The sequence below is a fragment of the Pseudoalteromonas luteoviolacea genome, assembly GCF_021654285.1.
Lineage (GTDB): Bacteria > Pseudomonadota > Gammaproteobacteria > Enterobacterales > Alteromonadaceae > Pseudoalteromonas > Pseudoalteromonas luteoviolacea_J.
In genome coordinates this window covers 26125-39471 of record NZ_JAKFZS010000008.1, presented here as the reverse complement: position 1 = coordinate 39471, position 13347 = coordinate 26125, and the positions used below count along the sequence as shown (strand labels likewise).

Genomic DNA, 13347 nt, shown 5'->3' with positions numbered 1-13347 from the left:
ATTAATCTGTGCAAATAGTATAGCCTTTGTTTTATTTGTACAGTTTATTGTCACCTATTGTTGATACAGCATCCTGTGATGCGCAAATTCTAGGCAAAATAAGCAAAGTTTACGCCATCAATCAGGCGAGTTAATTAAGGTATTGATTTCCCAATATTCAACAATTCCATCACTACTGAGAGTCATAAGTTTGTTTGCTCTATCTATGTGCATATCTAAGACCATTGCCGTTGACGTTACCGCTTGTATGGCAGAAGCGTCAATTTCTTGCCCAGTTTTTACATCCCACAATGTCCACCAAAACTTACTTGATCCGGTAGCCAAATACCGGCCATCTGGGGATATCGCAGAGGCCCTAAACCAGCGAAACCTTTCACGGTAGGAAAGCTTTATTGAATTACCCTGTGATGAAAATGGCTTAAGCACCCATTGCTCATTCAGTGCATCTGAAATAAACAGCAAATTTTGCTCTAAGTTATAAGCAAGGCTGGTCACACGCTTTGACAATTTATGCTCAAATTTAGGCTGCAATGTTCTTGCATCAGAGATGTTAACCAAGCCATCATGTCCAGCACTTAACAAGAGTTGGCGCTGTGGCCCTAGTGCCACAAAGCTGATCTTCGCATCATGGTGCTTCACGCGCTTGGCCAGCTTATTTTCAAAATCAATAATATTAACACTGCCGTCAGTCATACCTATTAGTAAAAACATTGGGTTATTATAAATGGCCACTTTTGATGTTTTCGCATACTCTGACTCGCCGACAACGGTAAATTGACCGAGTTTTTCTTGTTTAACCAAATCCCAAACGACCACATACGTCATAAAGCTGGCTGCCAATAACCTGTTATCTGCTGAAATAGCAATATCTGTGACTTTTGTATCACTCAGTGCAAACTGCACCACAACAACACCGTCATTGGCATCTGCAACGATTATTTGATCTTGAGATACAAAAGCAAGAAATTCCCCCCGAGCCGAGAAGACGCCATGATCTATTGGCGCTTGACTCACTCGATAAAAAACCTGCTGTGGGTTTTTATCTACCTGGTCACACCCTACAAATACAGCAATCAATGCATAGACAACAAACATGTTGATAATATTCTTAAACATAGGCGCCCCCTCATACTGCTTATTCCTTTTTTCGCCCAAGCTCACATCCTTTCTAGACATTAAGTTTTACCCTATTACTATATTATCGGACATAAATATTATTTATTTAGAAAAATTAAACGACATTACAAGATGAAAGTACTATAATGTAAAAGTAGTAGTGAGTAGTTCAACCAAAGTGAGATGCAGTTGTCATGGTTGTATTTATGGCTTTCAATCCGAGGTAGTCATGTGCAGTGCACCTAAAGCAAGGGTCGCAAAAGGAAAGGTTGTTGATTATCAAGACTCAATGAATCAAAGTCTAAGCCCAAAGAAACGAGCTGAATTTGCCAAAAAAGCGAATGCAGCCTACGAAAAGCGCCACCCCAACGAGGATTTAAAAGTGACTTCTAAAGAGCAAAAGAAAAGTAGAAAAACAAAATCAATAGTGCATAAAATTGAAGTTATTCTTGTGATCGTCGTTTTTGTCGCTATTGCAATTAGAGTCCTATTTTTATCTGAATAATTACTTTATTTGGCACATTCGTGCTTTTCTCAACCTCGCACCACCTTAGCACATCCACTTTCAAAAAATTTGAACACATAGCCCCCCTTTTTTCACTAATTTCCTCCGTAACTCAGAGGCCCATGCTTTAGTACCTTTTAAGGTACTAATTTAAGATTAATGCAAATTCTTCCTTGCACACAAATGACGTTATAGTATAACATAATCACAAATTGTTATTTTATAACATTCCATTTGCAGGCGTCTCTCTTAACATTTCCTGCTAATTTACTACTCTAATAATTGAAAGAAATATGAAACACACACACAAATTACTCTCAGTTGCGGTCGCAACAGCATTGCTAGCAGCTTGTGGTGACACAAAAACAACTATCGTAGAACATACTCCTGTTGAAGAAGTAGTTGAGCAAGACAAGGGGCATGATGATCACGGCCATGAAGGACACGATCATGATCATGGTTCAGTAAGTGAAGCAGGACGTTTATTAGTAACCTCTCCTGATTCAAACTCAGTACATGTTTTAGATATTGAGCACAAAGAAGTTGCTGGTGAACTTACATCAAGTGATTATGCAAATAGAGTTTACGCAACAGAAAACAGCCGTTACGCAGTACTTGTTCAGTCTGAACAAGGCCGTGTTGAATTCATCGATGGTGGCATTTGGCAAGAAGACCATGGCGACCACATGCACCCCTATGAGGAAGAACCAAAGCTTAGCGATGTTTCTTTTGATCATGTAAAACCTGCGCATGTAACAAATGGCGAAAGCAGCACTGCAATTTTCTTCGATGGTAGTGGTGAAGACGCGGTCAACGCAGAAGTGGTTGTCTTCTCTGAGGCCTACATCGGTGGTGACAAAGACAAAGTAGCTGAAATTCACTACGACACAAACATGCACGGTGCAGCGCAATCACGCGGTGAATATACTTTTAGTACAATTCGTGACCCGCAAACAGAGTCAACTTTACCAACGCAAATTGGCCTTTATCATAAACATGGTGACCATTTTGATCAGGAAAAAGTATTTGATGTAACTTGTCCTGCACTTCACGGTAGTGCGCAAAACCACGAGCATGTGTCTTTTGCATGTGGTGATGGTGTTGTCGTTATTGCAGAAGAAAACGGTGAATTTGTTGCCACTAAAATTGTTAACCCTGACAGCTTCGCTGAAAACCAACGTATTGGTTTACTAATTGGTCACGAAAACAGTCATCAATTTATTGGTGTTGCAGGCACTGAGCTAGTTGTTATTGACGCAGAGCATGGCGAGATTGAAAAGATCGATTGGTCAGCGACAGAAAACTACAGATTTGCAGGTGGTAGCTTCAACTATGACGGCTCTCATGCTGCAGTATTAGACACTGCTGGTGTACTCACTATTTTTGAACAACACGCAGAAGGTGATGAGCATCATTGGGAAGTTGCACATTCAGTAAAAGTGCATGAGCATGAGCTGACAGCTATCCCTGAAGGTGCCGTTTTTAGCATTGCATTCTCAGGTGCTGAAAACATTGCTTATGTGACTGACTCAAATGCACAGCACGTCTTAGGTTATGACCTTGAAACGGCAGAAGTAAAAGTTGAAATAGAACTAGATTTCACGCCAGAAAGACTAGTTTGGTTAGGTATTGAAAAAGGAGGCGAACACACACACTAATACTCCCGGGTATAATGTGTATGTCTCTTGATTGTGAGCCAAAGCGCCTTTTTTAAGGCGCTTTTTTCCTTTTTGACATCCAATAAATTGGTAAAAACACCATGCCTTTTTTCATTCCATACATATCCTAGCACTTAGTTTATCTATGCATTTATTTTAGCGATATGAAGTGATGACGAAGCTGGCAGGATTTTCGAAATACAATCAGGTAAGCCCACAAAAGGTACTTACCTGCAAAAGGATAAAAACTACTTATTTCCAAACAACTTATATAATCTACGAGCAACGCCATTAGTCCAGCCAAAGCCTTGCTGAACTATATATTCTCCGCCTTGCGCTGTTTTATTTAAATCAATGACATTGTATTTTTCTAACAAGCACTTATTGATAGCAAAGTTAGCCTCTAGTGTATTCAACCAGCTTTTCCCAACCTGCTTTGCTTCGCAATCAAAGCCATAGTTCAATAAACCTTTTACACCAAACCACTGAAGCGGTGCCCATCCGTTTGGGCTATCCCATTGCTGGGATGTTTCGTTAAGTGTGGTAACAAGCCCGCCAACCTTGTAAAAATCAGACATGACTTTCTTAGACATGCGCTGCGCATGACTTGCATCTTTAACTAAGTTAAAAAATAGTGCCGTAGCGCCAGCCATCGTTTGCACATCTCGCTGAATATTGTTAGCAATATCATAATCAACAAACCAGCTGGCTTGCTCATTCCACATATACTGAGCAATCAGCTCTGCACGTGATTTCGCCTTTTTGTCCATTTTTCTGTATTCAGTATGGCGATTTAAAGCTAGATAACAATGGGCCAATTGCGACTCTAAAAAATAGACTAAAGCATTTAGGTCGATCGGTACCATATCTGTTGTGGCGATGGTTTTTAAGTCACTTGGTTCTCTTAACCAACGACTACTGAAATCCCATCCAGACTCACAAGCAGCACGTATATTTCGATAAAACGCGAGTTTTTGCTCTGCAGTAAGGTGTTTGGCATCTTCCAAATCTTCTCTATAGGATTCAGGTCTAGGCAGGGCTTCATTATCCCAATAGCGATTAAGTAAACCGCCACAAGGCATCATCACAACACGGGCATAGGCATTCTCTTTAGACGATAACTTCTCTTGTCCTCTCATCCAAAATTCATACTCACGACTCAAAGATGACGTCACTCTCTTTAACCACTGCGGATCTGTGTGCTTTGTATCCCAAAGTAGGTCAACCATTAATGCAGTCACAGGTGGCTGGGAGCGGGTTGCGTAGTAGCTGCGATTGCCATTCGGTACATGCCCAAGTGAATTAATTAGACTACAAAAATTATCCAGCATATTCTCAACAAGCGCTTCTCGACCAGAGTCCATCAGTCCAAGTGCTGTAAAATAGCTATCCCAATAATAAATTTCGTTAAATCGTCCACCAGGCACAACATATGGCTTAGGCAATGCAAGAAGCGAGCTTGCGTCTTTCTCACCAGCTTCCCTCGTTAACCTACTCCAAAGCTGTTCAATGTAATCAGGGACAGACTCAACCGTGTCGAGTGTTTCTAGCTCTGGCGCTGGTGCGAACTCGAAATGAACATTAACAAAAGCCTTTAGATCTTTGGGTTGCAACTCTTCATAAAAGTCACATACGGCCTGCCAAGATGGCTTTGGAATAGCATCAGCAAACGTTTTACTATCAGCAAAAATGCCTGACAATTGTACCTCTTTAAACAAGCGACTATGCTCAAACTTCATTATTAATCCTCGACTTAAACTGCTGACGAGCACGCTACTTGTTGAGCACGCTTTTTAAATAGAAATAAGGTAACTGTGATAATTGCCATTGGAATTAATGACATATAAAAGGCATGCTGACCGCTCATATATTCAAATACAAAGCCTGTAATTAATGAGCCTGTCGTTCCACCAAGGGCGGAGAAAACCACAATAAGCCCTGTCATCGCGGCATGACGGTGTTTCTCAAGGCTACTTAGCATAATTGAATTGATCACCGGGTAAATAGGCGCCATAAGCAATCCTATTAATGGCATTAAATACGCAGCGGTAGGCGCATCAAATACGCTCGTGACTTGGTTTTGTGGCAAGCCTTTGGTCATCGGTAAAGTCAATAAAACCAATACGGCCATACCTGCAAGGCAGATATTTAAAAAGAGATACCAATCTATTTTTTTCAGAATTTGACCCGCAGCCAAACGGCCAATAGCTAAGCTCGCAGCAAAAATACTGCTTAGCTGAACGCTCACATCAACGGGTAAATTGAGTACTTGGTTATTAAAGGTTGGTAGCCATGTGCCCACACCTTGTTCAATCAACACATACAAAAACGCGCTGATCACAAATACCAAGACAAGTGGCTGATAAGTCAAACGCAACATATCAAAAAAGTCGCTTTTCGCACTGCCTTGATTGAGTTTCTGATTTATCGGTTTATCAATTTTGGCAAACCATACAAAGCACATAGTGATAATTGATAGCGCACCCAATAAGTAGTAAACGTTCAACCAATTATTCGAGGCAATATCCTCACTCAAAAATGCAGCAAATACCCAATAGCCACTAAGTACGCCCACCATGAATACACCTTCAATGGTGTTTAATAAACTTGAGTGTGACTTAGTAGAGTCGGTGACTTGGCCAATTAAGGCATATACGGAAACTTTGACAATCGCGAATGCGCAGCCAACAGCTGCAAATAATGCTTTGAGCGCCCAGAAGCTACCAGCGATAGGCGTTATCAAGCACATTATGGTGACCAAAGATAAGCCACCTAACAGTGCAAACTTATAGCCTATTCGAGGAATGAATGAAGCAACCAAAAAGGAGACAATTGCAATGGGTAAATCTTTAAACCCTTCTAAAGACGCCGCTTGCGCTTTAGACACACCAAACGTGTTGATTGCTTGCAAAATAACGGTACCAACGCTATTGAGCAATATTGCAAATAAGAAGTAGCAGGCTCCCATAGCCAAAATAGTTCGCATATTGTGCATTGAAAGACTCGTAAATACTGTAAGTTTAAATCAGTCTAGCGCTCATATGCGAACAATGCAATCGTTTGCATTTTAAAATTTAATAACGGCTGTTAATCACCATGACTACTCTTTATCTAGGTTTTCACACTTAATTGACACCAATACACTAGCTAGATTGGCGTTCAATCAATGTGATTTCTAATTGACTAGAAGCAACCTGCTCACCTTCTAACTGAGCAAGTAACTTACTTACCAAGAGCTCACCGGCTTGCTTCGTATCCTGCCTAACCGTTGTCAGCGATGGAAAACTAATATCAGCCATTGCAATATCATCAAACCCAACGACGTGGACATCATTGGGAATACTCACATACCGTTCTTTTAGTGCTTTCATCGCACCTAATGCGACCATATCACTACAAGCAAAAATACCATCAAAATCAAGGCCATCATTACGTAACTTGTGATTTATCGCCTCATAAGCAGCTTGGCTGGTAATATCTATTTTCAACAGCTGGCATCGCTCTGTTAGACCCGAACTCTTGATTGCAGTACAAAAGCCGTTATATCGCTCACCCAACTCAGCATGCTCAGGCTCACCTAAAAACAAAGGCGCTTTGCATCCTTTTGACATCAAATGCTCCGCAGCAATCTTTCCACCAAGGAAATTATCACTGCCCACAATGACATAATCCGCCTTGGTTTTTGGGTCGCCCCACACGACCAGTGGCATACCCGCTCTAGATGCGGCTTCTATTAACGCCTGCTGCTTGCCTTGACCTACGACAATGACTCCGTCCGCTCGACGTCCATCAATAAAGTATCCGTGCCAATCTTCTCCGGCCATAAATGAGTTAGATAACAACAGCTCATACCCTTGACGATTAACCGCCAAATTAATATCACTCACCACTTTGAGTAAAAATGGGTCATCAATGGACTGCTCTGTTTCTGAATCAAGATTAATCAACACCGCGATGACTTTGGTTTTTTGCAATCTAAGTCGGCTCGCTGCGGCATTCAAACTAAAGTTATGCTCTTTTGCGAGCTGTTGAATTCGCTCACGTGTTTCTAACTTAATTAAAGGGTTATCATTCAGTGCACGTGACGCTGTCGACGTTGAAACACCTGCCAACTTTGCCAGATCTGCCAGTTTTAGTTTTTTTTGTTGCATAGCCCATCCACTACATCAAAGCACATTTACATGCTTTGGCATGACTTTATGGGCTGTTACCCACAATACTGTTCATGCCATTAGATTAAACTAACCAAGCGCATTCATCCACAGAGAAAGGCTGGTCACCTCAGTTATTTTCGTTTAAAGGTGTGCCTTTATTAACCCTTTGTTTTTGTTATCCCCATCTAGAGCGCCTAAGTTATAAAAAAGCATGCACATGCGGCATAAGGTAAACCCAAGGTAAAAAAATATCGCAACACCCTATTGCAAACGTTTGCATAAAGTTCTATTTTAAAATAACGCCCAGTGCAAACCAATTAAAAATACGCTGAATTACAAAATAACTTAGTTCAGTTTTGTGGCGAAAAGCGATGCCGGCGCGCAAGTCGGCCATTATGACAACACATATGACACAACCAAGGGAGCAGCTCCTGTGAACTTAGGCAAGAAGTATTCTGCACTTGCAGCAGCGGTTATGGCCGCAATTACATATTCAAATGTAGCCAACGCTGAGCAACAAAATAAAGCCAAAGACAAGGTCGAGACCATTGTTATTTCTGGTACACCAGGTGGTATGGGGATCCGTAAAGTAGATGCCGCATACGCCGTTACTAATGTTGATGAATCTCTCATTGAACGACTCGCACCAAAGAGTACAGCTGATTTATTCAAAGCCATTCCAGGTGTTTGGGTAGAAAGCTCTGGCGGTGAGTCTGGTGCTAACATCAATGTTAGAGGGTTCACTTCAAGTGGAGACGCCCCATTTTTAACAGTCAGCCTTGATGGTTCACCGGTTTATCCAGCTCCAACACTGTCATTTTTAGAAAACTCGTCTATTTTCCGCCTTGATGAAACCATCTCAATGATGGAAGGGCTTAGAGGCGGGCCAAACCCAGTATTGTCTAACGGACAACCGGGGTTAACCACTAACTTCCGACTTAAGCGTGGTCAAGCAGACACTGAAGGCACCTTCAAATACACCACTTCAGATTACGGCTTGCAACGCATAGATGGCGTCTTAAGTGGCGAAGTCAGCGAAGACTTATATTATATGGTGGGCGGCTACATCAAACGCTCATCAGGGATCCGCGACGCGGGTTTCACTTCTGAAAAAGGCCATCAATTTACCATTAAACTCACCAAAGAATTAGAGAATGGTGAAATCAACGTCTACACTCGCCAAACAGATGATACAGGTGCTTGGTATCTTCCTACGCCACTCAATGAAGCTGGAGTTGATGCTGAATATACGCAGTTAGGCACATTAAATCGTCAAGCTACTGTTTCTGCAGGAAACGGCCAAGTTGATATTGATTTAGCCGAAGGTCGAGGCTGGGACGGCCATGTCTCTGGCGGTAGTATTTCTCTTGAACTTGGTAATGACTGGCATTTTATCGACCGCTTTAGTTTAACCCAAGGTAAAGCAAATACTTATGGTCTAGTTCCTGCTGGTAATGCTATGAATTTATCAGAAGTTGCTGACAATGGCGTAAGCGCAATAGGTGTTGCAACGGGCAAAGAATATGGCGCCGACACGCGTGTTCAGGACTATGGCCGTTGGGTAGTACTCAAAGATATTGAAGCCTTTACCAATGACTTAGCACTGAGCAAAGATTTCGGCGTAATTAACAGTGCCTTTGGTATTTACACCGCAACGACCTCGGCCAAAGATTGGTGGAGCCTAGGTAATACCGCATACCATGTTTTAGAACAAGGCGGTGAAATGCTGACAGGCATTGCGTGTAACGATTCATTTGAAGGGTGTGGCTTTAACTACGACATCAACAGCAATGGCGATGCGACGACCCTTGCCTTTTATACGACCCATAGCTACGCAGCCACTGATAGTTTAACTTTTGATTTAGGACTTCGTAATGAACGCCATCAAGTAGATTATACCGTTGATGAAGGTCTTGACGGTGTGATCACTAAATCGGTTGACTACAGCGCTCGCAAAACATCATGGACAGTTGGTACTGATTACAAATTAGATGATCAAAGTGGCGTTTTTGTACGTTTCAACAAAGGCTTTAAAATGCCTTACTTTGACGATTTCAGAGACAACTTTGATGATTATTCCGCAGGTGATGAGCTGATCAAAGAAGTGGCACAAAGTGAAGTTGGCTACAAGTTCATGGGTGAAAATATGGACTTCTTCGCAACCCTTTTTGCAAATGAAGTGAAGGGCGAGTCGTTCTCGATTCGTCCAGATTTGCCTGCACAGCGCTTTACCACTGAAGCACACGGTATTGAAATAGATTTTAACTACAATCATGAGTCAGGTTTCAGCGTTAACTTAAATGGTACCTTGCAAAACAGTGAAGTCGCACAAAGCCCAGATGCGACACTGACGGGCAACAAGTCACAACGTATCCCTGATTGGCAATTGCGTATTACACCAAGTTATGAATTTGAACTTGGTGATATGTTCGCAACAGTTTACGGCACTATCTCAGCAGTTGACTCACGTTACAGCGACATTCAAAACACGCCAAGTGCTGTGTTAGATGGCTATGAAAAGATCGATATAGGTTTAACACTTGAGCCAATGGAACAAGTCCAGGTGCAAGTTGCCATCGATAACTTAACTGATGAACAAGGCCTAACTGAAGGTGATCCGCGTAACCCAGCTGCAGCCAATGGACGTTATATTTTGCCTCGCAGCATAAAGCTCAGCGTTGCCTATAACTTCTAATCCCAAATTAAGTCCATGTTGAGTGGACACACAGTAAACTAACGACCAAAGCCCAACGAGGATCACCTTTATGTTGGGCTTTTTTCCCTCTACTAACTACACTTAAAAGTACTTAATGCGCTTTTTTACATAATGCATTCATTCATCTTGTAACAAAGTGGTAAGTAATACTCTTTGCAAATTTTAATGATGTTCACTTGTTAGCAATATTATAAAGATGCTCAATACTATGCTTCGCAAGTGCTGGAGTGAAATTAATGAATATTGAAGACATACAAAAAGGTGAATGGTTAGAATATCAAGACCACCCTGTTGAAGTTTTAATTGTCGATAGACGTAATCAAGTCGTGACGGTTTGGGATGAGCGAAGTCAAAGGAAGATAGATTTACATGCTGATTTACTCAAAGAAGATCCACAGTGCCACTGTGATTCATTTCTCTACTATTAATTAAATGCCCAAAGCTTAATCACTGCTTTGGGCTTACTCAAATTATTGCTTAACTAACAACCACTGCGCATTTTCATTGCTTGCATTTCCCTTACGAGATAAATGCACTTGACCAGACTCAATATCAGCCCAGACATATTGCTGCCAAAAATCATTCTTCAAATTTACGCGGGTGCCATACTTTTCAATATTAAAAGAGGCTTTGTCAGGGGATGTCCAAAGCTTAGCATCACCTGTAAAGTTGTTTTTATAACTTAAAAACAACTCTGCATTTTGCCTTGTCCTAAAATAAGACTCATCTCCTTCACCTTTGACCAAAATAAAGTCGATTGGCGTTGCCTGCTCAATGTATAAAAGCGCATTTTTCACTTCACCGCTTTGAGAACCGATGGCTTTACCATTACTGGCATTATGAATATGAACAACCTCACCAGTATCTGCATCAAGCTGATTTGGGTGCCAATCCGCTGGTGGCGTTTTCCATGTTAAAGATTTCCACTTCCAATTATATGGCATATTAATCAATGGATCGTTGACATCACTGTAACCCGCTTCAGCTTCTATATTATACAAACATTGCCTACGTTCTTCTTCGAGTTGTGCGACGCGGGCCAGCTGATCTGTGGTGCCTACTTTAAGCTCAGTCATACAGTCGACTAAAGATTTTCCACTGCCCTGCTCGCCAGGTGCCAATACATAAGTATGGTCGCGCTTTGCTTCATCATCATACCAATTAAGCATGGCTTGCTCATTAAATGATAACCAATTATCCACCAGCTGCTGCGCCTCCAACTGAGCCTTTGCTTTGCGCTCTTCATGCGGTAAGGCCATAGTGCGGATAAAAGCCGCCCATAGATCTTTACTGGCTTCTAAAGACACCAAGGCAACCGGCTTTATATTGCTTGGTTTATAGGCTTGCCAGCCGCTCTGCCCTCTTGACTCAGGCTTCCAGATTACATCACCGCTTTGGTAGTTAATTGCTTCTTTTGTATCATGAGTATGCTGTTCAGCCCCTTCAGAGCAGAGGTATGCTTTGACTTGCCAAATTTTTTCATAATTATCAACCGCTAAACGTACCGTATGCTCAGGACTGAATGAGTCTTGAAACAAATGAACAGCCCGACCGAATAAAAAGTAATTGTGGTCAACTTCAACCGCTTTGGCATAACCGCCGCCATCCCATACCTTGATATTTTTAGACTCGGCAGTAGCAGCATTAACAAAATGATTGATAAACCGTATTTGCGCGCGCTTAGCTGCGTTCACTCCGCCAATCCCACCAATGTCGTCATAACGACGCATAAAATGGTCTTGCTGCAAATCTGCAGGCTCTTGCGCGACGGCATTAAAGCAGTTTGGTCCTGTCGGGTCAGCGCTGGCATTCGTGACATTAAAACCGGCAATATCAACCCACCTTTCTCCCACAATGGCAGCGAAGATAGCATCATAACCAGACCAATAAGTCCCGTCATCGTTTGTGTTAGATAAGATCCTTTCAACTTCGTGTTGTGCTACGTTTAGCTCAATAGATTTCGCTAAGCCATTATGCCAGTTTAACCTTGGGTCTTGACTATCGCTGACTCGCGTCTCTTGCCCCATCAGCTCTAATGCCGAGGTGCGTGTTAGCCATTCATGACCAATTGGCATCACGCCAGCACCACCCAATTGAGTAAATGCCAACGCTGAAGAACTCGTGACCATAGCTGCCACAACACATGAAAGATATTTTAATTTCATAATTACTCCTTTTAAAACGAGTAAATTTTTACACAAAATTAAAATAAAAGCTCTAAATTTTGAATTTTATATTAATTAAAATCAATAGAGGAATATAAAACATTCCATATCGCACGGTGAATTTATATAAAGCAAATATATTCATGATGTTAGTGAAGCAGAGACGGCACTACTTGCATGCAATATAGCCGTATCATAGAGTGGGATCTCTGTATCATTTTCGTTAACAAGCAAGGCAATTTCTGTACATCCCAAGATGATTGCCTCAGCCCCTTGTGACTGAAGTTTTGCAATAACCTCTAAATACACTCGTTTAGATTCTGGCTTAATGTCACCTAAGCACAGTTCGTTATAAATTATATCGTGAACCACTTGTTGGTCATCCTTGCCAGGCACAATTACATCAATATCAAATATATTTTTAAGCCTGTCCTTATAAAATGGCTCAGACATAGTAAATTGCGTGCCGAGCAGCCCAACCTTGCGCTTTCCATCTTGTTTTAATTGTTCTCCAGTTGGGTCCGCAATATGGATGAGAGGAATGCAGAGCCCAGACTGTACTTCATCAAAAATTAAATGCATTGTGTTTGTGCAGATGAGGATGAAATCAGCCCCTGCACGTTCAATGTCTTGGGCATCTTGGGTGAGCGTGTCAGCCATCACGCTCCACTCATTAGCTTGTTGCAGCTCTGCGATAGGGGCAAAGTCAATGCTTTTCATCACAATCTTAGCCGAGTGCAAACCTCCCAAACTTGATTTAATACCTTGATTAATATACTTATAATAGTTAGCTGTTGACTCCCAGCTCATACCACCCAGTAAACCAATTGTTTTCATGTTTTATCCTTCTGCATATGGCATATTGCGTACTTAGAAAAGCACATTAAAAATACTAGTGCCATATGTATACATTGGATGACAAACATTTCAACTATGAATAAAAAAACGTCACTCTATGTTCAAAGTTTTATAGCGACCTTAGTCATACCAAAAAGCCGCATTCATTAATCACGGCTTCAGCGCTGAAAAGCTT

General features: G+C 41.6%; 10 protein-coding genes. 4 read left to right on the top strand and 6 right to left on the bottom strand.

The annotated features are described in order from the left end of the window. Positions 1 to 117: 117 nt before the first annotated feature. Complete coding sequence (locus tag L1077_RS08970; RefSeq protein ID WP_237136525.1) at positions 118 to 1116, bottom strand: WD40 repeat domain-containing protein; 999 nt, start codon at positions 1114 to 1116, stop codon at positions 118 to 120. Positions 1117 to 1345: 229 nt separating this feature from the next. Here L1077_RS08970 and L1077_RS08965 point away from each other — a divergent pair, with 229 nt between their 5' ends. Beyond that, positions 1346 to 1621: a hypothetical protein gene (locus L1077_RS08965; protein WP_237136524.1), complete on the top strand. Its 276-nt coding sequence runs from the start codon at positions 1346 to 1348 to the stop codon at positions 1619 to 1621. 293 nt (positions 1622 to 1914) lie between these two features. Continuing rightward, positions 1915 to 3279 (top strand): hypothetical protein, encoded by a 1365-nt coding sequence (locus tag L1077_RS08960; protein ID WP_237136523.1) that lies wholly within the window; start codon positions 1915 to 1917, stop codon positions 3277 to 3279. 248 nt (positions 3280 to 3527) lie between these two features. On the opposite strand, the gene L1077_RS08955 is transcribed toward L1077_RS08960, so the two are convergent. The 3 genes from L1077_RS08955 to L1077_RS08945 all read right to left on the bottom strand — a co-directional run bounded on the left by L1077_RS08955 (position 3528) and on the right by L1077_RS08945 (position 7430). Continuing rightward, positions 3528 to 5018 carry a trehalase family glycosidase gene (locus tag L1077_RS08955; RefSeq protein WP_237136522.1) on the bottom strand — a complete coding sequence of 497 codons (1491 nt, stop codon included), beginning with the start codon at positions 5016 to 5018 and terminating at the stop codon, positions 3528 to 3530. Between the two features lie 14 nt (positions 5019 to 5032). Continuing rightward, the gene (locus tag L1077_RS08950; protein WP_237136521.1) at positions 5033 to 6274 is read right to left on the bottom strand and encodes an MFS transporter; all 1242 of its coding nucleotides are present in this window, start codon (positions 6272 to 6274) and stop codon (positions 5033 to 5035) included. Positions 6275 to 6422: 148 nt separating this feature from the next. Next, positions 6423 to 7430 (bottom strand): LacI family DNA-binding transcriptional regulator, encoded by a 1008-nt coding sequence (locus L1077_RS08945; protein ID WP_237136520.1) that lies wholly within the window; start codon positions 7428 to 7430, stop codon positions 6423 to 6425. Positions 7431 to 7908: 478 nt separating this feature from the next. Here L1077_RS08945 and L1077_RS08940 point away from each other — a divergent pair, with 478 nt between their 5' ends. Together L1077_RS08940 and L1077_RS08935 are read left to right on the top strand one after the other, a co-directional pair. Continuing rightward, the gene (locus tag L1077_RS08940; RefSeq protein WP_237136678.1) at positions 7909 to 10128 is read left to right on the top strand and encodes a TonB-dependent receptor; all 2220 of its coding nucleotides are present in this window, start codon (positions 7909 to 7911) and stop codon (positions 10126 to 10128) included. A gap of 257 nt (positions 10129 to 10385) precedes the next feature. Beyond that, entirely contained in the window at positions 10386 to 10577 is a 192-nt protein-coding gene (locus L1077_RS08935) for a hypothetical protein (RefSeq protein WP_063363605.1), read from the top strand. Positions 10578 to 10619: 42 nt separating this feature from the next. Here the strand turns inward: L1077_RS08935 and L1077_RS08930 are convergent, their stop codons facing one another. Together L1077_RS08930 and L1077_RS08925 are read right to left on the bottom strand one after the other, a co-directional pair. Then, the gene (locus L1077_RS08930; protein ID WP_237136519.1) at positions 10620 to 12314 is read right to left on the bottom strand and encodes a hemolysin D; all 1695 of its coding nucleotides are present in this window, start codon (positions 12312 to 12314) and stop codon (positions 10620 to 10622) included. Between the two features lie 141 nt (positions 12315 to 12455). Continuing rightward, complete coding sequence (locus L1077_RS08925; protein WP_237136518.1) at positions 12456 to 13151, bottom strand: aspartate/glutamate racemase family protein; 696 nt, start codon at positions 13149 to 13151, stop codon at positions 12456 to 12458. Positions 13152 to 13347 lie beyond the last annotated feature (196 nt).